The 26,753-nt window shown below is 44.5% G+C and carries 20 protein-coding genes; 13 read left to right on the forward strand and 7 right to left on the reverse strand.

Translation table 11 applies throughout. The features are described from left to right. Positions 1-16: 16 nt before the first annotated feature. The 4 genes from AACW75_RS17015 to AACW75_RS17030 all read right to left on the reverse strand — a co-directional run bounded on the left by AACW75_RS17015 (position 17) and on the right by AACW75_RS17030 (position 3,804). Positions 17-754 (reverse strand): NUDIX domain-containing protein, encoded by a 738-nt coding sequence (locus tag AACW75_RS17015; protein WP_145572269.1) that lies wholly within the window; start codon positions 752-754, stop codon positions 17-19. A 242-nt stretch (positions 755-996) separates the two neighbouring features. Continuing rightward, positions 997-1,398 (reverse strand): hypothetical protein, encoded by a 402-nt coding sequence (locus AACW75_RS17020; protein ID WP_145572270.1) that lies wholly within the window; start codon positions 1,396-1,398, stop codon positions 997-999. A 265-nt stretch (positions 1,399-1,663) separates the two neighbouring features. After that, the gene (gene fghA, locus AACW75_RS17025) at positions 1,664-2,503 is read right to left on the reverse strand and encodes an S-formylglutathione hydrolase (RefSeq protein WP_145572271.1); all 840 of its coding nucleotides are present in this window, start codon (positions 2,501-2,503) and stop codon (positions 1,664-1,666) included. Positions 2,504-2,655: 152 nt separating this feature from the next. After that, positions 2,656-3,804, reverse strand: coding sequence for an S-(hydroxymethyl)glutathione dehydrogenase/class III alcohol dehydrogenase (locus AACW75_RS17030; protein ID WP_145572272.1), 1,149 nt, complete (start codon positions 3,802-3,804; stop codon positions 2,656-2,658). A 510-nt stretch (positions 3,805-4,314) separates the two neighbouring features. On the opposite strand from AACW75_RS17030, the gene AACW75_RS17035 reads away from it, so the two are divergent. The 3 genes from AACW75_RS17035 to AACW75_RS17045 all read left to right on the forward strand — a co-directional run bounded on the left by AACW75_RS17035 (position 4,315) and on the right by AACW75_RS17045 (position 10,347). Further along, on the forward strand, positions 4,315-6,486 hold the full coding sequence (locus AACW75_RS17035; RefSeq protein WP_145572273.1) for a metallophosphoesterase: 2,172 nt from the start codon (positions 4,315-4,317) through the stop codon (positions 6,484-6,486). Between the two features lie 231 nt (positions 6,487-6,717). Beyond that, positions 6,718-7,062: a DMT family transporter gene (locus tag AACW75_RS17040; RefSeq protein ID WP_145572274.1), complete on the forward strand. Its 345-nt coding sequence runs from the start codon at positions 6,718-6,720 to the stop codon at positions 7,060-7,062. Between the two features lie 456 nt (positions 7,063-7,518). Then, entirely contained in the window at positions 7,519-10,347 is a 2,829-nt protein-coding gene (locus AACW75_RS17045) for an SEL1-like repeat protein (RefSeq protein ID WP_276574087.1), read from the forward strand. A gap of 335 nt (positions 10,348-10,682) precedes the next feature. Here AACW75_RS17045 and mpaA read toward each other — a convergent pair whose 3' ends face one another. Further along, positions 10,683-11,399 (reverse strand): murein tripeptide amidase MpaA, encoded by a 717-nt coding sequence (mpaA, locus tag AACW75_RS17050; RefSeq protein ID WP_145572276.1) that lies wholly within the window; start codon positions 11,397-11,399, stop codon positions 10,683-10,685. A gap of 149 nt (positions 11,400-11,548) precedes the next feature. Between mpaA and AACW75_RS17055 the strand changes: the two genes are divergently transcribed. From AACW75_RS17055 to AACW75_RS17100, 10 genes are all read left to right on the forward strand, one after another. Next, positions 11,549-13,174, forward strand: a complete 1,626-nt coding sequence (locus tag AACW75_RS17055) for an ABC transporter substrate-binding protein (protein ID WP_145572277.1) — start codon at positions 11,549-11,551, stop codon at positions 13,172-13,174. A 194-nt stretch (positions 13,175-13,368) separates the two neighbouring features. Further along, positions 13,369-14,253, forward strand: coding sequence for a LysR substrate-binding domain-containing protein (locus tag AACW75_RS17060; RefSeq protein WP_108161068.1), 885 nt, complete (start codon positions 13,369-13,371; stop codon positions 14,251-14,253). 102 nt (positions 14,254-14,355) lie between these two features. Further along, a complete protein-coding gene (locus AACW75_RS17065; RefSeq protein ID WP_145572278.1) occupies positions 14,356-15,240 on the forward strand; it encodes a carbohydrate ABC transporter permease in 885 nt (294 codons plus the stop codon). A gap of 23 nt (positions 15,241-15,263) precedes the next feature. Then, positions 15,264-16,211, forward strand: coding sequence for a carbohydrate ABC transporter permease (locus tag AACW75_RS17070; RefSeq protein ID WP_102276489.1), 948 nt, complete (start codon positions 15,264-15,266; stop codon positions 16,209-16,211). Positions 16,212-16,217: 6 nt separating this feature from the next. After that, positions 16,218-17,498 (forward strand): extracellular solute-binding protein, encoded by a 1,281-nt coding sequence (locus tag AACW75_RS17075; RefSeq protein WP_145572279.1) that lies wholly within the window; start codon positions 16,218-16,220, stop codon positions 17,496-17,498. Positions 17,499-17,655: 157 nt separating this feature from the next. Beyond that, a complete protein-coding gene (locus AACW75_RS17080; protein WP_145572280.1) occupies positions 17,656-19,167 on the forward strand; it encodes a CehA/McbA family metallohydrolase in 1,512 nt (503 codons plus the stop codon). Further along, on the forward strand, positions 19,157-19,891 hold the full coding sequence (locus AACW75_RS17085) for an HAD family hydrolase (RefSeq protein ID WP_145572282.1): 735 nt from the start codon (positions 19,157-19,159) through the stop codon (positions 19,889-19,891). Before AACW75_RS17080 ends, AACW75_RS17085 begins: the two co-directional genes overlap by 11 nt. A 56-nt stretch (positions 19,892-19,947) precedes the next feature. Continuing rightward, positions 19,948-21,084, forward strand: a complete 1,137-nt coding sequence (locus AACW75_RS17090) for an ABC transporter ATP-binding protein (protein ID WP_145572281.1) — start codon at positions 19,948-19,950, stop codon at positions 21,082-21,084. A gap of 479 nt (positions 21,085-21,563) precedes the next feature. After that, entirely contained in the window at positions 21,564-22,766 is a 1,203-nt protein-coding gene (locus tag AACW75_RS17095) for a GGDEF domain-containing protein (RefSeq protein WP_237297872.1), read from the forward strand. Between the two features lie 209 nt (positions 22,767-22,975). Next, complete coding sequence (locus AACW75_RS17100; RefSeq protein WP_145572379.1) at positions 22,976-24,412, forward strand: bifunctional diguanylate cyclase/phosphodiesterase; 1,437 nt, start codon at positions 22,976-22,978, stop codon at positions 24,410-24,412. 203 nt (positions 24,413-24,615) lie between these two features. Here the strand turns inward: AACW75_RS17100 and AACW75_RS17105 are convergent, their stop codons facing one another. Both AACW75_RS17105 and AACW75_RS17110 read right to left on the reverse strand, forming a co-directional pair. Beyond that, entirely contained in the window at positions 24,616-26,040 is a 1,425-nt protein-coding gene (locus tag AACW75_RS17105) for a fructose-specific PTS transporter subunit EIIC (protein ID WP_135457027.1), read from the reverse strand. Between the two features lie 13 nt (positions 26,041-26,053). Beyond that, complete coding sequence (locus AACW75_RS17110) at positions 26,054-26,494, reverse strand: PTS sugar transporter subunit IIA (RefSeq protein ID WP_145572378.1); 441 nt, start codon at positions 26,492-26,494, stop codon at positions 26,054-26,056. Positions 26,495-26,753 lie beyond the last annotated feature (259 nt).

Raw genomic sequence — 26,753 nt, forward strand, 5'->3', positions numbered from 1 at the left:
TTATGTCTGAATCGTTCTAGCTTTGTGAAAAGAAGATCTCTGGCTTGTGGACAGGGCCATAGTTGCCTTCTAGCTGAGTGAGTTCCAAGCCTTGCTTTCCTATCAGAGAACCGACTAATTGGCGGTTAAATGGGTAGCTGTCGGGGTTGTTAATATACTCTTCAACATCAATCCATTTAGCTTCTGCAATTTCATCAGTGTCTTGAATCGCGATCTCTTGAGTTTGAGCGATAAGGTGACAAATAAAGTAGAGGTTCGATTTACCGAATTGATACGGGTGCCTTGTCGCCATGCCAACCACAGAAACGAACGTTGCCTCGATACCGGTTTCTTCCAAGGTTTCTCGAACAACCGATTCCTCAATACCTTCACCCAACTCAATATGGCCGCCAGGTAACTTGTAGCCAGTCATACCGTGCTCTTTAATCATCAGCACTTGGTTTTGTTCGTTGGTGATCAACGCGCCAGCACCCAAGGTGTGGGTAGGGATGAAAGGTACAAATTCTACCATCTCGGATTTATGAATCAGCGTAATCTCGTCTTCTAAGCAGTTGTGAAACACAAAGCCAAGTTCAGTCGCCACCGGAATAAGGTGCGACAATGAAATAGGCAAGCTAATCCAAATAATGCCTTTGTTATTCTGCTTTGAAAATTGGGTGATCTCGCTTAGTTCGGCATTGAATGAGGCAGCGTCGTGAGGGGCTGTTGCTGGGTCAATGATGATGCCGTTAAATTTGTCGAGCGTAAATTCCACGGGTGATCCTTTATTATTTTTGATTTATTGGGAGTCGAGCATAGGTGGAGCTTATAACATCTTAAGGGCTTATAACACCTGCACTGCTTGTGATATTTAGATTGTCTGTATCACCTTAAGAGAAAGGACAGTCGCGGGTGAAAGTGGAAAAGGTAGGAGAGTGCATAGCGGGCGGGCTGAAACAAAAACTGCGCTTGGAAGCCAAAGCGCAGTCTGAAGGTAAATCTTATTTAAGGTCTATTCTAACGAACATAGTTCGCATCAATACTCACGTACCAGTGCTGAAGCTTGCCGTCGGCCTTTTTGATCCACAAATCGTTGGTGTAGCTCTCGATCTTACCGTTAACCGTAAGGTTGAATGTGTTCTCGTCGAATTCGCCAAGCTTCACGAACTGGTCCGTAGTAATCAGAAATGGGTCCATGTCGTCCACGCTAACCACATCTGAAATCACATAGTAGTGGTAAGTCAGCGGCTTGCTCGCATCATTCGGATTGCTGCGATATGCCACAAGCTTGAATGGTTCCGTTAATGGAACGTCAAGCGTTTGCTTGTCCATGGTCGCTGGAATTGGGATAAACAGCCAAGCGGTAAACAGACCGCTCAGTAAAACCATTAGGAAGAAAAGAGTCTTAATTGCTTTCATAGCAACCTTCAAAATAGGTGATGTTGAAGGCGCTATGGTAACAGGTTTGATTTGCTGATTGTAAGAGTATGAATAAGTGAAGGCATCACCTGTCTGTTAGGAAGTTTGAACGAATTGACACACTGTTCATAACTTTTTGTTTTAAATCTTTGTTCATTACTCTCTGCGAACATCCCTCGGTTTAGATTGATGAATGTAAGCAAACAGCAGGCACAAAAAAGCCCACACCTCACGCTTTTGCAAGGTGTGGGCTAAATCGGTGTGACTACTTGTTTAGGTAAGCTGCGTGGAACTCAATATGCTCATCAATAAAGCTAGAGATGAAGTAGTAGCTGTGGTCGTAACCTGGCTGCATACGTAACTCTAAATCGGCATTGGTTACCTTAGCTGCTTCGACTAATTGCTCAGGTTTAAGCTGTTCAATCAGGAAGTTGTCCGCTTCGCCTTGGTCAACCAACATTGGCAGCTTAGTGCCTTTGGTTTTTAGAAGCTCAGAGGCATCGTAGTGTTTCCACTCTTCAATATCTAAGCCTAGATATTGGTTGAATGCTTTCTGTCCCCAAGGGCATTGCATTGGGTTGGTGATTGGGCTGAATGCCGAGATAGAACGGTAGCTATCTTCGTTCTTGATGCCAATCGTTAGGGCACCGTGTCCGCCCATGCTGTGACCAGAAATTGATTTTACTGATGTCACTGGGAAGAAAGATTCAATCAGCGCTGGGAGCTCTGTTACCACATAATCGTACATGTGGTAATGGCTGTCCCATGGTGCTTGAGTGGCATTCACGTAGAAGCTTGCGCCTTGGCCGAGATCGTAGCTTTCATTGTCGGCAACGCCTTCACCACGTGGGCTTGTGTCTGGGGCAACAATGGCAATGCCTTGTTCAGCCGCAGCTTTGAACGCGCCGGCTTTTTGCATGAAGTTTTCATCGGTACAGGTTAAGCCTGATAACCAATACAAAACAGGAACTGGGTTTTCTTTACTTGCATTAGGTGGCAAGAAAATCGCAAAACGCATGTTGCAGTCAAGCGTTGCAGAAAAGTGGGTGTATTGTTTGTGCCAACCACCAGCAACCTTTGCTTGGCTAATGTTTTCGATTGTCATCTATTGTGCTCCGTTAGGTTGATGGTTTGGGAGTGAATTTGTCTATATCACTTAAAGTTTCACCACCCACCGGGCAGGAGGTGGTGAAGACAGTTTGTTGCTTTTCATTTATAACTTTGGCCTCGACACCTAAGTATCGAGACCAAGGAGAATTACTTATCCATGTGTAGAACAGTACGGATAGATTCACCTTTGTGCATTAGGTCGAATGCTTCGTTTACATCTTGCAGACCCATAGTGTGAGTGATGAACTCTTGAAGACCAAACTCACCCGCCATGTAACGGTTAACGATCTCTGGAAGCTCAGAGCGGCCTTTAACACCACCGAAAGCAGAACCACGCCATACACGACCAGTCACTAGTTGGAATGGACGAGTTGAGATCTCTTGGCCTGCACCTGCAACACCAATGATGACCGATTCGCCCCAACCTTTGTGACAGCACTCAAGTGCTTGACGCATCACGTTTACGTTACCAATACACTCGAAAGAGTACTCAACACCACCGTCTGTCATCTCAACGATAACGTCTTGGATTGGTTTGTCGAATTTAGTTGGGTTGATGCAGTCAGTCGCGCCAAGCTGTTTTGCTAGATCGAATTTGCTCTCGTTGATATCAACACCGATGATGCGATCAGCACCAGCCATGCGAGCACCAATGATTGCAGAAAGACCGATACCGCCTAGGCCGAATACAGCAACGTTGTCGCCTTTTTCAACTTTAGCTGTGTTCAGTACTGCGCCCATACCTGTAGTTACACCACAACCTAGAAGACAAACTTCTTCAAGTGGTGCTTCTTTGCTTACTTTTGCTAGAGAGATTTCTGGAAGTACTGTGTACTCAGAGAAAGTAGAGCAACCCATGTAATGGAAAATTGTTTCGCCGTTAATAGAGAAGCGGCTTGTACCGTCTGGCATTAGGCCTTTACCTTGCGTTTCACGAACCGCTTGGCATAGGTTAGTTTTACCAGATTTACAGAACTTACATTCGCCACATTCAGCTGTGTAAAGTGGGATAACGTGGTCGCCAATCTCAACACTTGTAACGCCTTCGCCGATCATCTCAACGATGCCGCCACCTTCGTGACCAAGGATTGAAGGGAAGATACCTTCTGGATCGTCACCTGATAATGTGAATGCGTCAGTGTGACAAACACCAGTAGCAACGATGCGAACTAGAACCTCACCCGCTTTAGGAAGTTGTACATCTACTTCTTCCATTTTTAGTGGCTCGCCAGCTGCCCATGCAACCATTGCTTTTGATTTGATATGCGTTTGACCAGGTTTAATTTCGATTGTCATTGGATGCTTCCTATATATGTCAGTACAGCGGATAACTGTGCAATTAGCTTTAACCCGTTAAGAGTAGTTGAGCTTAATTGTTTCCGCTCTCTCGTTTTGTTGGAGCTAGTATAGGTGTGAGTATGAGTTTTGATAATCCCTTTAAATTGAAAATGATTATTACGTATTTGTAATAGTTAGTATAAAGATCTGCTCTGCGTTCCCAGTAATTACTTTATTCAGATCTAGTCGGGTTTTGATGGAGGGCTACTTATCCAAATAGTCTGAATGCATAGTTATCATTGATGTTTGAGTGATTGTGTTATGGCAGCTTATATATTAATAACTGATTCCTACGATAGACTTATCAATACTTATAATCGTTACTAACTAATTGAATTTTAATGATTGAAGCAATGTCGCATAAGCACTCTGCATACGACGTTTTGTAAGATATCAGAAACAATAGTGTCATTTTACTCACCTAATCTCCTCGCCAAATTTTGAGTTCTAACTTTTTGGGAAGAGAAAATGAAAAAGAGTACATTGACCGTACTGTCAGGCTTGATAGCAGCAGCTCTGGTTGGTTGCAATTCAAGTTCACCAAGTGATGACAGCGGCAATATGGATAGCGCAGTGCAAGTGGCGTTCATGCCTGATATCCATTTCCATGATGTTTACGGTGATTTTCAGGACGGCTCGTTCGCAGGGTTGCCGAATGCAATCAGTGGTAAGAATGCAACGATCAGAACGATGGAGTCTCAGATGAACTCTACTCGTCTATTCAACGAAAACTACTTCGCGATGATTGCGGCGTTAGATGATGTGGTTGAGCGTGGCGTGAAGTACGTAGCCCTGCCGGGTGACTTCAGTGATGACGGCCAACCCATTCATATGCGTGGTTTAGTAAGCATTTTTGATCACTATCGCGACACGTACGGCCTTGAGTTTTTTGCAGCACCAGGCAACCACGATCCAGTGAGGCCATTTACTATCCCTGCGGGTAAGTCCGACTTTTTAGGTGAAGGGGGCAAGAACCAACGTATTTATAGTCGCGGTAAAGAAGAGTGTGTTGGCTATGAAGATGAGTGGACAACCATTCCTGGATCCGGTGACAACCTCGATACCATTTGTACTGAAGAAGTGCGTGAGTGGGGTTATGAAGAGATCATGAGTATCCTTGGTACTCACGGTTTCTATCCTCAGCAAGATTATCTCTACTTTGAAACGCCTTACAGTAGTGACCAAGCTCATGCTAACTACAGCTATGACTTAGCTAAAGAAGAAGCGGCCTTTGACAAACGTATGTACGAGATCTGTTACGAAGGCACTGGAGGCAGTTACAAAGAGAGCGGTTACTCAAGCTGTTCTGAAGTGCCTGATACCAGCTACTTAGTAGAGCCTGTGAAAGGACTTTGGTTGTTGGCAATCGACGCGAATGTTTATCGCCCCCAAGAAGGTTCGTCTGATAGTTCTTTAGATGGAAATACGTTTGATGGCTCAAGCAGTGCTGGCTACAACATGATGCTGACCCACAAAGAACATGTGATCGATTGGATCTCTGATGTAGTAAAAGCAGCGAAAGAACAGAATAAGACTCTGGTCTCTTTCTCACACTTCCCAATGACCGATTTCTACAACGGTGCCTCTGAAGAGATTGAAGACTTGTTTGGAGAAGGAAGCCATCAATTGGCTCGTGAACCAGATGACAATACCAGCCGAGCATTGGCAGCGACAGGCTTAAACATCCACGTTGGTGGTCACATGCACTTTAATGATACGGGTAAGAAGAGCTTCAATATTGATGGTGTTCAACACACACTCTTCAACATCCAAGCGCCATCGCTAGCGGGTTACATCCCAGCTTACAAGCTGCTGAACATTCGCCCGGATAACCAAATCGAAGTTGAAACCGTCGTTATCGATCAAGTTAAACGTTACAACGAGCTATTCAGTCACTATGAAGAAGAGCATGAATATCTTACTCAAGCTGCAATCGGAGACCCGGAAGCACAAGCGAAAATCTGGAACAAAGATATTTTGGATTCAGAGAGCTACTACGAACTGACTGATTGGCATATCCGTGAGTTAACGCGTCTGCGTTTCCTTCCTAGTGATTGGCCAATCGAAATGCGTGAAATGATCATGCGCATGAACGGTGAAGATATGATGATCATGTCTCAGCTAGAAACCAATTTTACGGTTTGTCAGCTAGCTGATGAAATGAATTATCCAGTCGAGGGTTGTGTTGCAAATGGTGTAGAAGACTACGAACAATTTAAACAAGACTGGCAAGCAGCGAAAGTTGAAGCTGACGCTATTGCATCTCAAGAAGGTCTAGTGCTTGAAGATTTCGCAACATGGGAAGGTGAAACTCTTGCAACCGACTTCTACCGACTACGTAATGCAGACGAACTGGCGTTCCGTGATATCGGTGAAACACAACTGCGCCAATACGAGTTGCTAAGCCGAGAGCTTTCAGAGTTTGATGGCACGGTGGATTCAGATCTGGGTGACCTTGGCCAATATACCGTTGGTGAAGTGTTCCGTTCACGTTTCGGCAGCTTGTTCGTGATTCTTGAAAAATTCGCAACAGGTCAAGCGAGTGATCACTTCTTGATTGATATCGACCAACAAACTTTGACGGATCTGAAAGGTGAAGTTAAGCGCGATATTTTAAGAGGCTCTACGTCAGTAAACTAAGTTTCATTGCTTTGTTATAGCTGACTAGGTTTCTAGATCATTGGATTAAAGAAGGACCCACTAAAGATGAATTCGTGGGTCCTTTTTGTTTGTCTGTAGAGAAACTTCAATCGAGGATTACACTCAAGGCTTTTTAGGGTATGTCATAATAATTGCTTACTGAAAATCGCATGAATTGGAAATAAAACTACAATATTCTGAGCGCCGTATTTTATTATTGTGGACTCGAACATGCTTTTATCTCTCCCACCTCCAGTGATGCTATCACTCGCTATCGTGCTTGAAGTTGTCGCAACTTCTCTATTACCTAAAACGCAGCAATTTACTTCTTTGCCTGCCACTGCCGCGGTATTGGCTAGCTACGGCTGTGCCTTTTATCTGTTGTCTCTCACAGTGCAAACTATGTCTTTAGGTGTGGCGTATGCGATTTGGTGTGGAGCTGGGATCGTATTGGTCGCGGCATTGTCTTGGTTGGTCTACGGGCAAAAGCTCGATATCTACGCGATCATCGGGATCGTTTTGATTTTGGTGGGCGTCGTGATTATTAACTTGTTTTCGACGTCGGTGAGTCATTAGGGGAGCTAGTTGTGTTATGCGTGAGGGGGCACAACTTTGTGACTCGCTATGTACGCAACACAGGAATTTCAGCTACTGAACTTGTTAAGTTTAACCCTCAAGAACTTATTCCTAGTTAACTTCTCAATAGTCGAGTCGTTGATTCTCGACTGACACATCCCTGCCCGTTTATTTGACAGAATGAATACTCTACACAATTTAGCGACGAGCCTTTCCCTACTAGAATTCACTCAAACGCAGTAAATATTCAATATATGCAACAATAAGCAATTCACTCGATTGACTTTCTTCTAACTTATTGATTTTATAAAAAGTCACAAAGAGAAGATCGCATTATCTTATTACTTGCTATTTAAAGGTCGCTATAGCGACTTTGCTACTACTTGTCATAGATTTTGTGGAAATCACAAGTTACACACATAAATAATAATTATTACTTATACAACAGAGTCAGAGATGCGAATTTTAATTTTTTTAATAGTTTCTATTAGCTTGGCTGGGTGCACTCAAGATCGACATCAAGACGATATTGAAGCAAAAAAAGCTGCATACTTTCATCAGGCAGAGCAAGGGGACGCTCACGGTCAATTTAATCTAGGCGTTATGTATGAAGAAGGGAAAGGTGTATCTCAGGATGATACACAAGCAGTGTCTTGGTATAGAAAGGCTGCGGAGCAGGGATATGTAAGAGCTCAAACCAATTTAGGACGTATGTACAAAAAAGGCCGAGGTGTCTCTCAAGATGACAAAGAAGCGGTGTCTTGGTATAGAAAGGCCGCTGAGCAAGGGCATGCGAGAGCTCAAAACAATTTAGGATGGATGTACGAAAAAGGCCGAGGTATTTCTCAAGATGATAAAGAGGCGGTGTCTTGGTATAGACAAGCCGCAGAGCTCGGGTATGCAAGAGCTCAAACCAATTTAGGATGGATGTACGAAGAGGGCAATGGTGTTTCCCAAGATTATGAAGAAGCGGTGTCTTGGTATAGAAAGGCCGCTGAGCAGGGGTATGCAAGAGCTCAAACCAATTTAGGATGGATGTACGACGAAGGCCGAGGTGTATCTCAAAATGATAAAGAAGCGGTGTCTTGGTATAGAAAGGCCGCTGAGCAGGGGAACGCGAGAGCTCAAAACAATTTAGGATGGATGTACGACGAAGGCCGAGGTGTTTCTCAAGATGATAAAGAAGCGGTGTCTTGGTATAGAAAGGCCGCTGAGCAGGGGGATGCGAGCGCTCAAACTAACTTAGGATGGATGTACGAAAAAGGCATCGGTGTTTCCTTAGATAACAAAGAAGCGGTGTCTTGGTATAGAAAGGCCGCTGAGCAAGGACATGCGAGAGCTCAAAACAATCTTGGCGTTATGTACGAAAAAGGCCGAGGTGTATCTCAAAATGACAAAGAGGCGGTGTCTTGGTATCGAAAGGCCGCTGAACAGGGGGATGCGAGCGCTCAAACTAACTTAGGATGGATGTATAAAAAAGGCAGAGGTGTCTCTCAAGATGACAAAGAGGCGGTGTCTTGGTATAGAAAGGCCGCAGAGCAGGGGTATGCAAGAGCTCAAACTAACTTAGGGTGGATGTACGACGAAGGCAGAGGTGTTTCCCAAGATGATAAAGAGGCGGTGTCTTGGTATAGACAGGCCGCTGAGCAGGGGTATGCGAGAGCCCAAAACAATCTAGGCATTATGTACGACGAAGGCAGAGGTGTTTCTCAAGGTGATAAAGAGGCGGTGTATTGGTATAGAAAGGCCGCTGAGCAGGGTTATACGAGAGCTCAAACCAATTTAGGATGGATGTACGAAAAAGGCCAAGGTGTTTCTCAAGATGATAAAGAGGCGGTGTCTTTGTATAGAAAGGCCGCCGAGCAAGGGCATGTGCTAGCTCAAAACAATCTAGGTGTTATGTACGCAGAAGGCAGAGGAGTCTCTCAAGATGACAAAGAAGCGGTGTCATGGTTCAGAAAAGCCATTCAGCAGGGTTCTGTTGATGCTCAAAACAATTTAGGCGTTATGTACAGAGAAGGCCGAGGTGTTTCTCAAGATGATAAGGAGGCGGTATCTTGGTATAGAAAGGCCGCAGAGCGAGGACACGCGCTAGCTCAAAACAATCTAGGCACCATGTACGCAGAAGGCCGAGGTGTTTCGCAAAATTATGAAGAAGCGGTGTCTTGGTATAGAAAAGCCATTGAGCAGGGTGCTATGGATGCTCAATATAATCTTGGATTGTCTTACGAACGAGGTGTGGGTGTAATTCAAGATTATGAAGAAGCGGTGTTGTGGTTTAGAAAGGCCGCTGAGCAAGGGCATGCGCTAGCTCAAAACAATCTAGGCAGCATGTACGTAGAAGGTCGAGGTATCTCTCAAAATTATGAAGAAGCAGTATCTTGGTATAGAAAAGCCACTGAGCAAGGACTTGCGCTAGCTCAAAACAATCTAGGCGTTATGCACGAAAAAGGCCTAGGTGTTTCTCAGGACTATAAAGAAGCGGTGTCTTGGTATAAAAAGGCCGTCGAGCAAGGACATGCGCTAGCTCAAAACAATCTAGGCGTTATGTACGGAGAAGGCCGAGGTGTTTCCCGAGATGATAAAGAAGCGGTGTTTTGGTATAAAAAGGCCGCTGAGCAGGGGGTTGTAGATGCTCAACATAACCTTGGAATGTCTTACGAGCAAGGTGCGGGTGTTTCTCAAGACGATAAAGAAGCGGTGTATTGGTATGAAAAGGCTGCAGAGCAGGGGCATGCGAGATCTCAAAACCATTTAGGGTGGATGTACGATGAAGGCATCGGTGTTTCTCAAGATGATAAAGAGGCGGTGTCTTGGTACGGAAAGGCCGCTAAGCAAGGACTTGCGACAGCTCAAAACAATCTAGGCGTTATGTACGCAGAAGGTCGAGGTGTTTCTCAGGACTATAAAGAGGCGGTGTCTTGGTATAGAAAGGCCATGGAGCAGGGTGATGTAGATGCTCAAAACAATCTAGGTGTTATGTACGCAAAGGGCACCGGTGTTTCTAGAGATGAAAAAAAAGCGGTGTCTTTGTACACAAAGGCAGCTGAGCAAGGACTTGCGACAGCTCAATACAATCTTGGATCAATGTACGCAGAAGGTAAAGGTGTGACTAAAAACGATAAAACATCTTACATGTGGTTAAAATTAGCTCAATATAATGGCAAGGAAGGGATGCAAAACGACTTCGATATAATGATTAAAAGAATGACATTAATCGATGTCAATGAGGCGAAAAAAAGAGCTAAAATATGTTTGGAATCTGATTACATTCGATGTAATTAAATACAGCATTCATGCAACATCGATAGTTGATTGAACTTAACTGCACTTAATCCGCACCGAGATTTAGACATATGACAGGCTCCCGATAGGGAGCCGTTTTTACACTACAAAGTCAATTCGAAGGGTGAATTTCTTCTAGCTCCACCGCTAAAGGCTTTTTATTCAATAATAGTGGTTTGAGCGGAACCGCATTTAGTCGGCATCTAAACCAACCTTTTTACTAGTGCGATTTTACGCATCGCGCTCGCTCTCCAATACTCACTTTTCCATACCTTTAGTTATCCACGAATTGCTAATTTAGAGTAACTCCTGAGACACTTTTGTCCAACAATAAGTCAACCTGCCCTCCCTCTCTCTCCCCCCAATACTGCCACAAATGCCTCCAAATACTGTTCGATAGTCAAATCCGAAGAAACGGGAGGCAGTTCCACAGTTATACACGGTAAGTTTCTTTCTTGGCACCATGTACCGAATGAGCCTGGGGTTTCGTAATCCACGTCTTCAACGAGTGGTAGGTTGAACTGTTTGCCCAGCCAAATGGCGAGTTCTGATTGAGTTGGGTCGTCGACCATGGCGAGTGGTTCGTGGAAAGAGATGATGAACTTGGGTTGGCGCTGCTCAATGAGGTTGATAAGTGACTGCACTTCAGGTTCAAGTTGGTCGGCTTCTCCCGTTTTTACTTTTACATCTCTGACTGGGGTGTGAGAACTCCAGCGATAGACGGTGCCGTTTTCTGTCCAGTTTTTAGTCGGGAAGGCGCGGTTCAAATCGACTTGGTTTGCGTTGGCGCGAGTGCCTAGTTGATTGCCATCTGGGTTCATCGACAGGATCACATCGTGTCGTAAGTTGGCGGCAGGCAAACTTCTTAGGGCGCAAGACAAACCTGCGATAGATGCGGTTTCATCACCGTGTGTGCCTGCTAAAATTAGCCCGCGAGATTCGCTTTCTATTTGCGCGGGGAAATAGAGCAAAGGTGCACCCAACACCGATTTTCCATATGACAGCGGCTTTATCGAAAACGCAGCTCTTTCCGTTCTTGGAATTAAACTCACCTTAATCTCCTGATTGATCAAGTACTATCAAATAGTCACTACTATTTAGATGACCTCTATTAAATAAACCATAGCGTCAAAACTCGTCAACCGTCGCATTGTTAATTTTATTACTTTGCTTCAAAGATAGGCTAGGAGAGCAAAAAAACATGGATTTTAAGAAACATTCAACGGCTTTACTCATTTCATCTTTATTGACCCCTTTTATCTCAGTGACTGCCGTTGCTGAAACCTTACCTGCTGGTGTTTCACTGGCAAAAGACCAACACTTGGTGCGAGCCAATGATGCGGAAGCTGCGACACTCGATCCGGCAAAGGCAGAAGGCTTGCCTGAAATGCACATTCTACGTGACCTATTTGAAGGTTTAGTGATCCAAGATCGCGATGGCAACATCACTCCAGGTGTTGCGGAATCTTGGGAAACCGAAGACAACCAGACGTTTGTATTCCATCTGCGTAAAGATGCTAAATGGTCGAATGGCGATCCGGTGACGGCCGATGATTTCGTGTATGCGATAAGACGAGCGGTCGACCCGAAACTGGCTTCGCCGAATGTTTGGTATCTTAAACTTACTCAAATCAGCAATATTGCTGACGTGGCGGAAGGTAAGAAGCCCGTTGAAGAGTTAGGTATCTCTGCTGTCGATAGACACACGGTGAAGTTCGAGCTTGATAGTAAAGTGCCTTACTTTGTGGCGATGACAGGCCACACCTCAATGATGCCAGTTCACAAGACAACGCTAGAAAACAGCGACAAGCCGTGGAGCGATCCTAAGCAGTTTGTGGGGAATGGCGCTTTTGTTTTAGACGAGTGGGTGGTTAACGAACGGATTGAACTGAAGAAGAATCCTAACTATTGGGACAGTTCAGATACGAACCTAACTCAAGTGACTTACATTCCGTTTGAGAACCAAAATTCCTCGATTAACCGTTATGCGGTGGGCGAGGTTGATATCACTTCTGACGTACCAACACATATGGCGCAGCAGCTGAAAACAAAGTATCAAGACGCTTATACCGCCGTCCCTCTACTGTGTACTTATTACTACGCATTCAATACCACACGACCTCCGTTTGATGACGCGAGAGTGCGTAAAGCGGTGTCTTACTCAATGATGCGTGATGTGATTACCAATGGCGTCACTCAGGTGGGTAACTTGCCGGCTTATACCTTTGCTCATGAATATACAGCAGGCTTTGATGCGACTCAGCCTGAATACAGCACATGGGCTCAAAAGGAACGTGACCAAAAAGCAAAAGAGCTACTGAAAGAAGCGGGGTACGATGCAGCTAATCCATTGGATTTCAAATTGCTCTACAACACCAGTGAGTCGAACAAGTCGATTGCAGTGGCGATTGCATCCATGCTGAAAGGTAACCTAGGCGCGCAAGTTGAGTTGGAAAACCAAGAGTGGAAGTCTTACCTAGTATCACGTCGCCAAGGTGATTTTGATGTAATGCGAGCGTCTTGGTGCGGTGACTACAATGAAGCGTCGACCTTCTTGAGCCTATTGCGCTCAGAGTCATCGGGTAATTTTGCTCGTTACAACAACGACAAGTACGACTCAGCGATGGACAGCGCATTAGCCGCAACCAATGAGCAAGATCGCCAAGGTTTCTATGATCAAGCGGAGCAGTTACTGGCTGAAGATATGCCTATCGCGCCAATCTATTACTACATGCAGGCTCGCCTAGTGCGACCAAGTGTCGGTGGTTTTGCTAAGAACAACGTTGAAGGGCGCATCTATTCTAAGGATCTTTATATCAAAGAATAGATAAGCTTGATGCGAGCTCTGATATGACGAAGCGAAGGCATTGAGTATAAAAATAGAAATAAGAAATAGAAGAAAAGGGACGTTGATCATAAATATCTGATCAATGTCCCTTCGTCATTAATCTGTAACTAGAACCGCAAAAAACTGAAACCTGATTGAAGTATTTTTCACTTTTATTTCAATCAGGTGAAGCCATGTTACCCCCTCTACGCGCCCTTGTTGCGTTCGAAGCTGTTGCTCGTCTTGGTTCCATTGGCGCCGCTGCCCGAGAGCTTTGTGTGACTCAAGCTGCGGTGAGCCAGCAGCTCAAAAGTTTAGAAGCCTTTCTCGATACGACCCTGTTTGAACGCAGCTCTAAAGGCGTGAAGCTAACCTCTTCAGCTCAACATTATCAACCGATTGTTGCGGGCTCGCTTGCTCACTTGAAGCTGCAGACTCAAATCCTGTTCGGGGAAAAAGAAACCGATGTGTTAAGCCTGCGCGTTAACCATACCTTTTGCCATAACTGGCTGTTACCTCGCCTGCCATCCTTTTATCAAAAATACCCTTTTATCAGGCTCGATATTCAGCTGGTGGACTGGCCATCAACTACCCCTTGTCAGAATGTTGATATCGAACTGACCAATGGCAAGGTCGAAAGCGAAGACACCCATTGCGAGCGACTGTTTCAAGAACATTGGCAGTTGGTGTGTAGTCCTCAATTCAAAGCCGAGCATCAAGAATTACTCAGCAAACCCGACTTCGCTGCTCTGCCAACGGTTCAGGTGAAAGGCTATCGAGAGAACTGGTTGCAATGGCTTGGGCATAACCAATTCGAGATGACTTTACCGAAAGTTCTGCTCGAAGTGAGTAACTCTTTACATGCCTTAGAGGCGGTCAAACATGGCATTGGAATGTTGCTGGTACGTTCGCTTGCAGTGTCTGAATTGCTCAGGAAAGAAGACCTTGTATTAGCAAGTGAATCCTCGATGCCTGCCGAGTCTGCCCACTATCTCATTACCAAACACAGTCGCAGCGCGAAGGTGAATTTCTTCTGTGATTGGCTCTATCACCAGATGGAAGATGGTGAACTGGAGTAAACATTTTCTTATGGATAGCCATAAAAAAAATGAAGGGCGCTCTTACTAACCTGTCATAAAAAACACTTAGTTTAACCGCATACAAATAAGGACGAGGTCACCATGAGTGCTTTCTCACAACCAATGAAAAACCGCTTAAAGGTACTGTTATTGACTGCACCGTTGTTGGTGCCACTGTTTACTTTTTGGCTCGTACCATTTGGTTATTCAATTTACATCAGCTTCACCGATTGGGATTACATCTCGCCAGATTATTCGTTCATCGGTTTAGAAAATTACGAGTACATGGTTGAGGACTACGAGTTTATTCAAGCAGTGCTCAACACGTTTTGGTTCTCGGTTGGTGTGGTGATTCCCACCATCATTCTTGGGCTTGTATTTGCCATGTTGTTACACAAAAACTTCAAGGGCAGCCAGTTTTATCGTGCGGTGATCTTCTCACCTTGGATTACACCAACCGTCGCGGTGTCGATTGTTTGGTCTTGGGTTTTTGAAACTAAATCGGGCTTGGCAAACCACTTATTGGAGTCGGCAGGGTTTAGCGCGATTCCATGGCTAGAAAACGGAAACACAGCCTTGATTGCTGTGATTATCGTGACGGTTTGGCAGGCGATTGGTTGGACGATGCTGTTTTACATCAGTGCACTCAACAAGATTCCAGAGTCCCTGTATGAGGCCTCTTTGATCGATGGTTGCAGCAGCTTAACGCGATTTTTGAAGATAACGTTGCCGCTGATTTCACCAACCACATTCTTCTTAGTAGTGGTCAACATTATCACGGCAATGCAGGCGTTCGATCAGTTCCAGATCCTAACGCAAGGCGGGCCGGGCGGTGAGACTCGTACCTTGTTGTACTTGTTCTACCAACAAGCGTTTGAGCGTTACGAAATGGGACCTGCGGCCGCAACATCGTTAGTGATATTCCTGATTACTGGATTGTTGGCACTTATTAATACTTACATCGGCAAGCGCTGGGTGTACTACTAGTCGATTTTTGAAAGGACAGAATTATGACCACGCAAGTATTGGATGCCAATCAAGTCTTAAATCAAAGAGCGGCTGAATCTAAAGTCACAACCCAAACGAAAGCGGCCAAATCAGAGATTGCGTCAAAGAGAAGCTCAGTGGATCGCCGTTCGTTTATCGCACTGGCTAAGCACCTGTTCTTGGCAACCTGCGGAACCATTATGGTGTTCCCGTTCTTATGGATGTTGTCTGGTTCTCTGAAAACCAATGATGAAATTTTTGCTAGTCCGCTGAACTTGATTCCAGAGCAGTTTCGTTGGGAAACGTTTGTCGAAACCTTTCACAGCGCGCCGTTTGGTTTGTACATATTCAACAGTTTTAGCGTGGCTTTGTTCACTACGCTGTTGGTGATTGTGAACTCGGCGATGTTTGCTTATGCACTCACGCAGTTGAAGTTTCGTTCGAAGACGGTGCTCTATTTTATCGTGATGGGCTGTTACATGCTGCCGGGCGCAGTGACGTACATTCCGTCTTACATCACCTTGGCAAAACTGGGTTTGTTAGATTCACACATGGGATTGGTGGCGTCGAACGCGGCGTCGGTTTTCGGTGTGTTTTATCTACGCCAAGTATTTATCAAGGTGCATCCGTCGCTGATTGAAGCGGCACGAATTGATGGTGCAGGTGAGCTCAAAATCTTATGGGCAATCATCTTACCGCAATGCCGAGCAGCAGTCGCAACACTGTTCCTCATCACTTTTATTACCAATTACAACAGCTACATGTGGCCTAGCTTGGTTATCACCACTCAGGAACTTAACCTGATTGCGACCGGGATTCGTCACTACTTTATTGCCGAAGGTAACTATGGATTGAACTGGTCGCAAATTATGGCGGCGAGCACCATTGCAGTATTGCCTTTGTTAATTCTATTCGTCATTTGTCAAAAGACGATTCTTTCAGGTATCGCCGATAACGGCGTAAAAGAGTAAACGGAAATGAAATTAAAAACTCTCGCACTAGTGTGTGCTGGCGCAGCAAGCGCGTCTATGTTCTCTAGCAGTGTTCTTGCCGCAACCGAAGTTAACTTTTGGTATTCCGGTGGTACTAAGCCACAACAAATGATGACTAAGCTCATCGAAGAGTTCAACGCCAGCCAAGATGAGTATGTGGTGAAGCCAGCATTGCAAGGCAACTACACGGAAACGTACCAGAAGCTGCAAGCAGGCCTTGCATCTAAAACGGCACCTGAACTTGTGCTGTTAGATTCAGGTCGTGCGGAAGCGATGCACGGACGTGGTTTGAGCCGCGACCTAACGGCTTTCATGGATGAAGAGTTTAACTTCTCTGACTTCATTGGTGCGTTTAAAGACCAAGTGACCGCAGACGATGGCACCATCATCGGCTTACCTGCTTACGGCACAACTCAAGTGTTCTACTACAACAAGCAGGTATTGGCAGACAACGGCTTTACCGAGCAAGACCTAAACACATGGCAAGGCGTGGCTAAGGTCGCTGAAAAAGTCACACAGCGTGATGAGAAAGGCAAAGTGACGTTTTATGGTTGGGAGCCGATGTGGGGCCAAGACAACATGATTGACGCGGCTTTCTCTAACGGCGCGAAGATCATCAGTGATGACGGCAAAACAGTGCTAATTGATTCTGCTGAATGGGTTGAGGTGTGGGACAGCTTCCGTAAATGGATCCACGATGATCAAATCATGCGTATTCACTACGGTGGCCAAGGCTGGGAATACTGGTACAAAACCATTGATGACGTGATGAAAGATAACGCACTTGGTTACACCGGTTCATCGGGCGACCAAGGCGACTTGGACTTCACTAAGCTTTCAGCAACCACACAGCCTGGTTGGGGTTCAAACCCTTCTGCGCCACAGGCGGGTGCGTTGGTTTACGTGATGCCAAAAGGCACAGATGAAGCGGCAGCGAAAGGTGCATTTGAATTTGTTGAGTTCTACACCAACGCGAAGAACACCGCAGCATGGTCAACGTTTACGGGTTATATCCCAGTGCGTAACAGCGTTTCTGAAGTACCAGAATACCAAGCATTCACTAAAGAGAATCCGCAAGCTCTGATTCCTTTGAAGCAAGCAAACACGGCGACCAAAGACTTCCTAGACCCTACTAACGGTAAGATCATGGATGCGTTGAAAGTGGCCGCGGATCAGATTCAAATCCAAAATGTGCCTGCTGACAAAGCGCTAAAACAAGCGGCTAAGAAAGCACAACGCGCACTAGACCGAGCTAATCGTTCTTAATCAGTAAACGATCGTGATTAAAATTCGTCGCTAGCTATGAGCTTCTAGTTCCTAGTTATAAATCGCGAACAACGAACGATGAACTAACAAAGGCCCACCTTTTCGGGTGGGCCTCTTTTGACCCAGTCCTTCAATTAGGACGAATTTGGTGAAGACAATGACCCAATTTCAAGGTGAGCTGCCGTTTGGCAGAGTACGTATCCCTTTCGATGTGCCAACAGGTTCTCACAGCGTAGTGATTACAGGCACGACGGTGAAAAAAGGATTCTTGTACGCGGCGGCATACGATGCCAACCAAGAATTTCGTGGCAAGGTGCTGTTTGAAAAAGCGTACAAGTCACTCACTATCCAACAGCAAGACTCCGGGTTAGGCGCGATTGATGGTGCCATTCCATCGGGCGAGTGGTTCTTAGAACTTTACAATCTCGAAGGTGAGTTTCGCACCGAGCGCGCGATGCAATATCAAGTCGATGTGCTTTATTCTGATGAGTTAGTTAATCATTCTAATGAGCTAGGTACTGACGGAATTGAGAGTGAGTTAGAGCTGAACCCAACGGTCACCACTGATCACGATATCGAGTTCGATTACAGCCACATGCTGAGTTCTGACTCTCGCTGGTATCGAGGTGATTTACACGCCCACACTCAGCTTTCAGATGGCCATAACACCTTGGCAGCGGCTAAAGATATTGTCGAATCACAAGGGCTCGATTTCTTCTTCTTTACCGAGCACAACATCTGCCAACCTAAGCTGCCTGTATCAAAGCAATGCTTGTTCTTACCCGCGTTAGAAGTAACGACAGACCTAGGACACTTCAATGTTCATGGCCCAGTTAAGTCTTTAGACCTGAGGGACGTTGAACACAGCAGCCAAGCGACCATGGAAGCCGGATTGAGCTTAGCTAGAAGTGGACACAATGGCGGACACAGCTCCCTTGGCATCAATCACCCAATGATGAAGCCGTGGCATTGGCATTACGATCAAGTGGCTCTCAGCCAAGTGTCTACGTTTGAAGTGTGCTGCGACCCTACTTGGTCAACCTCGCCGAAAGCGACCGAAGAGGCGTTATTGGTTCTCAGTGAAATGTGGAATTGTGGCCAACGCATTACGGCGATTGGCGGCAGTGATTCACACCTTGAGCCCCATGAGCGTAATCCTAAATCGGATGAGCCTTCCATCTATGGCGACCCATCGACCTTCGTTTACAGCCACGGTTTGAGTGGCGAAGGCATCTTGTCTGGTTTGCGTAACGGACAAGTCTATCTGGAGCGCCGTTGCGGCTTGAACTTTGACATCAACTTGGGTGACTTGCTGCCGGGTAACGACTCTCAAGGTCAGCCGCTAACATACCGAATTGCAGTCACTGATTCAGAAAACCCTTACTACGCGGAGTGCGTAGTTGATGGCGAGATCGTTGAACGAATCGTTCTGAACGATGAACTGCAAAGTATCCATATCGAAGAAGGGTATAGTTGGAGCCGCGTCGATATTCGTCGTGGAGATCTTCCATTTTCAATAGGATCGAACAGCACTCAATCTTCATCGAATGAGAGTGAATTTGAAGGCTGCATCAATGCCGTATTCGATGGCAAAAAACCAGAATTTAACCAACCCCTAGTGCGTACTTGGGGAGAACTAATGGAGCGAATGAGCCGTGATGAAGTTTAAGGCGATGTTATTTGATAAAGACGGCACATTGTTAGAGTTTCACAAGATGTGGCTTAATGTTTCTCGTGGTGCTTGTGAGCGTGTAAAATCATACAGTGACCAGCATCAAGGTAATCAAACTGTCACACCTGCTGAGTTACTCTTGGCTATTGGTGTGGAAGGTGATGTGGTTGATAACTATGGACTATTAGCCTCAAACCCAGTGGAAGATACCGCGATAGCGTGGTTTAACATGCTGCAACCCAATGTCTCGCTTACTGAGTTTACCAAGGTGACCAAAGCGGCGTTCAATGACGAAGTGGAAGCGAACCCAGGCTGGATTGAAGCGCTACCGGGAGTGACTGAAAAGCTTGGTCTGTTCAAGCAACAAGGCATGATTTTAGGCATCGCGACCGCAGACACCAAAGACTCGACCATCTACACGCTCGAGCAATCGGGTTTGAGCGAGATGTTCGATTATGTCGGTTACTCCGATGGCGATATCGAACCGAAGCCAGCGCCCGCACTGCTCAATGCCTTCTGTGAACAATGCGGTATTGAGCCACACGAAGTCATCATGTTTGGTGACACGGTTTCAGACATGGAGTTTGGACGTAACGCAGGCGCAAGCAATGTTGGCGTGCTGACAGGAACCGCACAACAGAGCGAGTTAGAACCTGTGGCGGATCTGGTTATCGCATCAGTCGCCCATTTTGAGCTCAATCAACTGCAAGAACGTGGCTAAAACGTTCACGACAGATTGCAAAGATAGTATTTAACGAATTGATTTAAGGACAGGTTATGGCTGAAGTCACACTGAGAGGGGTAGAGAAAACCTACCCAAATGGTTTTAAGGCCGTGCACGGTGTCGATCTGAATATTCGCGAAGGTGAGTTCATGGTGTTTGTTGGGCCGTCTGGCTGCGCAAAATCCACGACGCTTCGTATGATCGCAGGCCTTGAAGATATCTCAGAAGGCGATGTCTACATTGGCGATAAGCGTGTGAATGAGCTGCCACCTAAAGATCGTGGCATATCCATGGTGTTTCAAAATTACGCGCTTTATCCGCACATGTCGGTGTACGAAAATATGGCTTTTGGCCTTAAGCAGCAGAAGTTGCCAAAGCATGAAATCAATAAACGTATTGAAGATGCAGCCAAGACTCTCGATATCGAGCATCTGCTAAATAACAAGCCGGGTGAAATGTCCGGCGGTCAAAGGCAGCGCGTGGCTCTAGGTCGAGCGATGGTGCGTAAGCCGGATGTATTTTTGTTTGATGAGCCTCTGTCTAATTTAGACGCTAAGCTGCGTGTCTCGACTCGTGTCAGCATTGCGCAGCTACACAATAACCTGAAGCAAGAAGGACAGAATGCCACCATGATCTACGTGACACACGATCAGGTGGAAGCGATGACTCTTGGCGACCGCATCTGTGTGCTGAATCAAGGTGAGATCATGCAAGTCGATACGCCGATGAATCTTTATCAGTATCCAGCGAACAAGTTTGTCGCAGGCTTTATTGGCTCGCCAGCCATGAACCTTATCAAGGTGAGAGTGGACGAGATTGACGGCCTAATGAACGTGGTATCAGAAAGTGGTGCTCGTTGGACGCTACCACAAAATAAGCAAGCTATCACTCGTGAAAAGGCAGGAGAGTGGCTGTGGTTTGGTGTTCGCCCTGAGCATATCCAATTGGCCAATCACGATGCCCCATTGTCTGAGGTGAATACTCAAACGCACAGGCTAGATGTTGTCGAGTCTATGGGTAACGAGCTTTATCTCTACTTTAAAGTTGGATCTGACAAGCTGGTGGCGCGTGTTCCGTTTGATGCGAATCGCATTGCAAACAGTGGCGAAGAGACCGTGCTCCATTTTAACACGCTACAGTGTCACTTGTTTGATTTGGAAACCGAAGAGTCGCTTGTTTCTCAAGTCTGATCAGACTGACGTTACAGAGCTCAAGCTTGTGACCAATTGTTTAGATAAACAAATCCCCATTCGCTGACAAAACGAATGGGGATTTTAGTTAGCAGGGGTAGTTATTTTATCAATAGTGGGCAATCATTAATTTATTGGTTATTTCTAAGTTATTTTAACCTTTAATAAATTCTATGAGGTGCATAACGATATAACAATTTTTCCTCATTTCTCTGCAGCTTATCTCATTCTTTTCCGACCACTTATATCAATTCTTTTCATCGAACAAAAAAATTCAACGTAAGAATAAATGCTTCAGAGATGTGATTTGCATTAAAAATTGCTATGCTCGTTAGCTTCTATTATTGCTCTCTTATGCAGTTTTGTGCATTTTTATTTGCTTGCTTAAAAGTTGAAATGAAAAAAGGAAGAAAGCAAACCACATGTCATGTTTAATAAAGCCGAAATGACATGGTTTTCTATCCTATTTAAGGAAAAATATGGATAATTTCCCGTTAGATATAAGAACTCTAAGTATAATTTTCATTATATTCTCACTTATTTTTAGTATTGGCCTGTTATTATTCCAATCCGCTCAGAAGCAAGTACTGGGTCTTTCCCTGTTCTCAACATCCATGTTTGTGATTGGGAGTGGCACCATTCTATTAAGCCTGAGAGGGGTAATCCCAGATTTTATTAGTATTATTGTTGCAAACTTAACCATTGCTTATGGCTTTCATTTGGTATTGCATAGTTTGACTATTTTTCGTCGCCATCCACGTCATATTGTTCAATATAGCCGCATAGCTTTATTCTTAGTTTTGGTGAGTTTTGTTCAATTTACTTATTATGACCAGTCTATACAAAATCGTATTATTGTTATGAGTCTCTACTTAGCGTTCGTGACCGCAAGTTCGGCCATAGTGATATTGAACGGAAAAAAGAATGATCTTGCGTTAGCTGTGAATATGATGGCTTTACCTTTTATTATTTATAGTCTTTTTATGACTTTTCGAGCGATAAAGACGAATTTTGCATTGAATGATATCAATAGCCTAATCAGTTCGAACTACTTAAATGAATATACGTACATTTTAAGTATTATCCTTATTGTATCTATGTCTTTTTCAATGCTTTGGCTGATAAATGCGAGGCTAGTACATTCACTTCAATGTATTTCACAACAAGACCCTCTTACGACACTAAAAAACCGCAGAGCTCTTGATCTGGCGGTAAAAAAACATCAAGCACAGGTGAATTACAAATCTGTTTGCATTGTGTTACTGGATATAGATAACTTTAAGCAAGTGAACGATCAGTTTGGACATCTTGTTGGTGACGATGCGATCAAAGCTTTAGCTAAAACGGTATTGAAGCTAATTGACTTACCTAATACTGTTTTCCGACTTGGAGGTGATGAAATTCTTATCTGGTTACCTAATTCGAACCTGGAGCGAGCCGCAGCCCTTTCAGAGAAATTACGCTCAGCAATTCAGAAGATCAAACTTGAGCAACAACCAACTCTAACAATTACGTCTAGTTTTGGTATTAGCTTGCTATCAGAAAATGAAAAGTGGAAAGACTGTGTCGATCGCGCTGATAGGGCGCTTTATCAAGCAAAGCTTAAAGGACGAAATACAATTGTGATTGAAGAGTCATATGACAGTTACTCGACATCAACAAAAGCGATTGGCAGCTCTTAGTTTGGCTAAGAGCTAATATTCTCACAAATTGTTCTTGGCATTTTTTAGCTTTAAAAGGTTTTCGTCGCGCAGAGTGATGACGAAAATCGGTAAACAAAAGTTAAAAATAAAAACGCGAGCGGTAGATTGCGATTTATGTTGGTGCTACGTTATGAGCAATTTATAACATATAAGTCATGACACATTAGACTGAGAGATAGCAGCTAACGATGAACAAGACAAAAAGATATCCGGCCAACATTGTATTCAGTTACTTAATACTGTCATCTTTATGGGTTTTATTTTCTGATCTCGCGGTTGAATCACTATCAAATGACTTGCGAGAACACGCCTTAGCACAGACAGTCAAAGGCCTGGTATTTATCATTCTAACGTCTGCTTTGTTATGGGTAATGGTTCGGAAAAATAATCGAGATTTAGAGAGCGCTAACGATCTTGATAGTGTTACTGGGCTTCATAGCCCATCCGTTTTTTATCGATATTTAAACAAAAGGCTAAAAAAGTCCCAGGCCAGTGACCATTATGTCCTCTTCTTACTCGACATTGATAACTTCAAATCTGTAGCTGATCAGATTGGGTTCGAAAATACGAATTTATTTTTAAAAGACATCGCCCGATCGATTGAACTTCCTATTGAGCATCAACCACTTTCTTCACGGGTACATTCCGATGGTTTCGCATGTTTAGTCAAACTTGATGATAAGGAAGATATTGAATCCTACATTGCTCTCGTACATCGTAGATTTAACCAATGTGCTTATCGTTATGATATCAACGCCACTTGTTGTATTGGCGCTGCTCTATTCCCCTCTGATGGAAATAATGCCAAGCAACTTATGGCATCAGCAATCCATGCCTTAACTGAAGCAAAGAAAAGCAAGAATACGATTGAGTTTCATGACCCAAAGCTCACTGAGCTTGAACGTCAACGTCAAGAGATGGTGCAAGAATTACGTAAAGCGATTGATGACAAAGCGATTGATATTGTGTTTCAGCCTAAATACAACATTGAAAGTAAATTTGTCGCGCTAGCAGAAGAGAATCATTTTTGTCGTGATTTGACTACGTTAGTTCTAGAGAAGACTGCTTCACAACTTAGGGCTAATGGCTTGCTAGGAAATGAGCTTAAAAGTGTCTCGGTCAATATTTCAGCGGTAGAGCTAAATAGCGTTGATGACATGAACCATCTGGATGAATATCTACGAAAGGATCCCGAGTTTGCTCGCTCACTTTGTCTTGAAATCACTGAAACCGCTATTTTGAAAGATATAGATCAGTGTGCAATCGCTGTTCAGACGTTAAAAAAACAAGGGGTGTCCTTTTCGATAGATGACTTTGGTGTTGGTTACACTTCTTTTGGTATATTTAGCAAATTAGATGTAGATGAAATCAAAGTCGACCGCAGTTACATCAATGGGTTAGAAGATGATTATCGTTCTAGAGCCATAACGTCTGGTATCATTGATATAGCACGAGGGTTTGGCATTAATGTCGTGGCTGAAGGGGTTGAAAATGCTCAACAACTGTCAATTTTGAAAACGTTGAATTGCGAACAAGCCCAAGGTTATTATCTGGGCTACCCGATGACCTCCAAACAGTTAAAAGTAAGTCTCACCCCTGAAAAAGAACCATGTTCAACAACATAACGTAATATTTTTTCATCTAAGCGACGGGGATACAGATGACTTGTATCGAGAAGGATACTGTTAGCCTAACTATAAAAAATCCCCATTCGTTGATAAACGAATAGGGATTTTAGTTACTAGGGGGTAGTTACTTTATCAATAGTGAGCATTCACTAATTTATTGATTCTTTTAGATAGCTTTTGGCTTTAGATAACCTTTGGCTTTAAATAGCGACCATAGTCGCGGCTTTCTTCATCGCTTCTTTAGTCGAGCATTCAATCACGTTCGCGTTAGCAAAGCGGTGTGCGTCTTTCACTTGAATATCGTGAGCCAAGATAACCAGCCTTGCGTTAGCCACATCTAGGTCGCTGATGCGGTTCTGAATACCGTTTTGACCTTGTGTTTCTACCTTAATCTTAAGGCCTGCTGCTAAACCTGCTTTCTCTAGTGCTTTTGCGGCCATGAAGGTGTGTGCAACACCAGAAGGACAACATGTTACTGCTACGATGTCGTACTCGCCTTCGCCTGCTACTGGAGCCGCTTGAGCTTGTACTGGCGCTTCAGCCATGTCTTCATCGGTTTCAACAGCCACTGGTTTCCAGAAGCCAACGATAACGGCTGTGGTTAGTGAGCCAAGTGCAATACCGACGACGTACATTGGAATGTTGCTTGATACTGGTGCAGTAATTAAGCCGCCCCACGGTGCGTGCAGTAGAACGTCTGTCATGAAGCCGAACACACAACCAACGATACCGCCGGCAACGATTGAAGGAAGTACGCGCATTGGGTCATTTGCTGCGAATGGGATAGCACCCTCAGAGATACCGATAGAACCCATGATTGCTGCTGCTTTACCTGCTTCTTGCTCTTGTTTAGAGAACTTGTTTTTGAATAGGAAAGTCGCCAATGCCATACCTAGAGGTGGTGTACAAATCGCGATGCCTACGCCGCCCATTAGCCACGGTTGTGTGTCTACTTGAGTTTGAGCAAATAGGGTTGCTACTTTGTTGATAGGGCCGCCCATATCAAACGCTGTCATGCCGCCAAGGATTGTGCCTAGAACCATCTTAGATGCGCCAGCCATTGAAGCTAAGAACTCGTTCATAGAAGACATGAACAGTTTGATTGGCTCACCGATACCCCACAATACGATACCTGCAGAGATTAAAGTGCCTAGAAGCGGGTAGATGAAGTAAGCACCTAGCGCTGTCATGTTCGCAGAAAGCGGGATCTTCTTAAGTTGGAACACCACGCCACCGGCGATAAAGCCTGCCACGATACAGCCAAGGAAGCCGCCGCCCATGTCAGCCATGATGCCAGAAGAAATCATAGCAGGAGCCAGTGCTGGTTTATCTGCAATTGAGTAACCAATAAAGCCGCCAAGAATGATTGGGAAAAGAACAAGGCCTTTGATACCGATATTAGAGATGTCTGCCAGCAAGCCGTCGGCAGGTACTGCGCCTTTACCCGATGCCATGACCGCTAAAGCCAACAGAACACCACCGGCTACGATGAAAGGTAGCATGTGTGATGTACCAAAAAGCAGGTGACCTTTCATAGTACTGAGGATTTTTTTATAGTCGCTACTATTATTCTTATTATTAGAATTGCTACTGGTATTGGTAGCTTGATTTGCTAGAGTGCTCATAATTTTCTACGCCTTATGAATTAATTAAAATATTAAGGATTTGTTGTTCGTCTTTTGCGTTATGGATATTTTGAATAAATTCATCGCTGAATTTTCCAAATAGTTCTTGTAGTACATAAATATGATGGTCAGCACCGTTATCTGGTGATGCAATCATAAAAAATACGGTTGGGTTAATGCCGTCTTCATCGCCATACTCAATGCCTTCACGCTTAACACCGACAGCAATTGCGGGTTCAGTGACTGCGTTGCTTTTTGAGTGTGGGTAAGCAATGCCGTCCATTGAGGTAATGCTTTGAGATTCACGAATTTCGATGTCTGCCAAGAAGGCTTCTTTGCTGCTGATTCGCTTGTTCTCAAATAACATGCCTGCCAATTCTTCAAACAGTTCTTTTTTATTTTTCGCTTGAAGGTTGTTATTAATTAAGTTGACGTTAGTTAGCTGTGTGATCATTTATTAACTCATTCACTATTGAAGTTCTTGAATTAAAATTAATGGATTAACCCGATTCGCGAAATAGCAAATAAAAGCCCTTCACTGCATATTTGTACCAAGCAAAATTAAGTGTGATTTGCATCATTAATGGGCTTTGTTGCGTAATTAAATTTAGAGATAGAGCCACCCCGTTTCGCGTATTTCTTAGTCAATACGACAAGTTTCAGGCATACCTAACCCAATAAGCTTGTTCAACGCTTTTATCATCGCGTAAGTT

This window comes from Vibrio sp. L3-7, from assembly GCF_963898195.1.
Classification (GTDB): Bacteria; Pseudomonadota; Gammaproteobacteria; order Enterobacterales; family Vibrionaceae; genus Vibrio; species Vibrio echinoideorum.

Coding starts and splice junctions, on each gene's coding strand:
- AACW75_RS17020 (WP_145572270.1), bottom strand. CDS start 1,398: ATGAAAGCAATTAAGACTCTTTTCTTCCTAATGGTTTTACTGAGCGGT.
- fghA (WP_145572271.1), bottom strand. CDS start 2,503: ATGACAATCGAAAACATTAGCCAAGCAAAGGTTGCTGGTGGTTGGCAC.
- AACW75_RS17030 (WP_145572272.1), bottom strand. CDS start 3,804: ATGACAATCGAAATTAAACCTGGTCAAACGCATATCAAATCAAAAGCA.
- AACW75_RS17035 (WP_145572273.1), top strand. CDS start 4,315: ATGAAAAAGAGTACATTGACCGTACTGTCAGGCTTGATAGCAGCAGCT.
- AACW75_RS17040 (WP_145572274.1), top strand. CDS start 6,718: ATGCTTTTATCTCTCCCACCTCCAGTGATGCTATCACTCGCTATCGTG.
- AACW75_RS17045 (WP_276574087.1), top strand. CDS start 7,519: ATGCGAATTTTAATTTTTTTAATAGTTTCTATTAGCTTGGCTGGGTGC.
- AACW75_RS17055 (WP_145572277.1), top strand. CDS start 11,549: ATGGATTTTAAGAAACATTCAACGGCTTTACTCATTTCATCTTTATTG.
- AACW75_RS17060 (WP_108161068.1), top strand. CDS start 13,369: ATGTTACCCCCTCTACGCGCCCTTGTTGCGTTCGAAGCTGTTGCTCGT.
- AACW75_RS17065 (WP_145572278.1), top strand. CDS start 14,356: ATGAGTGCTTTCTCACAACCAATGAAAAACCGCTTAAAGGTACTGTTA.
- AACW75_RS17070 (WP_102276489.1), top strand. CDS start 15,264: ATGACCACGCAAGTATTGGATGCCAATCAAGTCTTAAATCAAAGAGCG.
- AACW75_RS17075 (WP_145572279.1), top strand. CDS start 16,218: ATGAAATTAAAAACTCTCGCACTAGTGTGTGCTGGCGCAGCAAGCGCG.
- AACW75_RS17080 (WP_145572280.1), top strand. CDS start 17,656: ATGACCCAATTTCAAGGTGAGCTGCCGTTTGGCAGAGTACGTATCCCT.
- AACW75_RS17085 (WP_145572282.1), top strand. CDS start 19,157: ATGAAGTTTAAGGCGATGTTATTTGATAAAGACGGCACATTGTTAGAG.
- AACW75_RS17090 (WP_145572281.1), top strand. CDS start 19,948: ATGGCTGAAGTCACACTGAGAGGGGTAGAGAAAACCTACCCAAATGGT.
- AACW75_RS17095 (WP_237297872.1), top strand. CDS start 21,564: ATGGATAATTTCCCGTTAGATATAAGAACTCTAAGTATAATTTTCATT.
- AACW75_RS17100 (WP_145572379.1), top strand. CDS start 22,976: ATGAACAAGACAAAAAGATATCCGGCCAACATTGTATTCAGTTACTTA.
- AACW75_RS17105 (WP_135457027.1), bottom strand. CDS start 26,040: ATGAGCACTCTAGCAAATCAAGCTACCAATACCAGTAGCAATTCTAAT.
- AACW75_RS17110 (WP_145572378.1), bottom strand. CDS start 26,494: ATGATCACACAGCTAACTAACGTCAACTTAATTAATAACAACCTTCAA.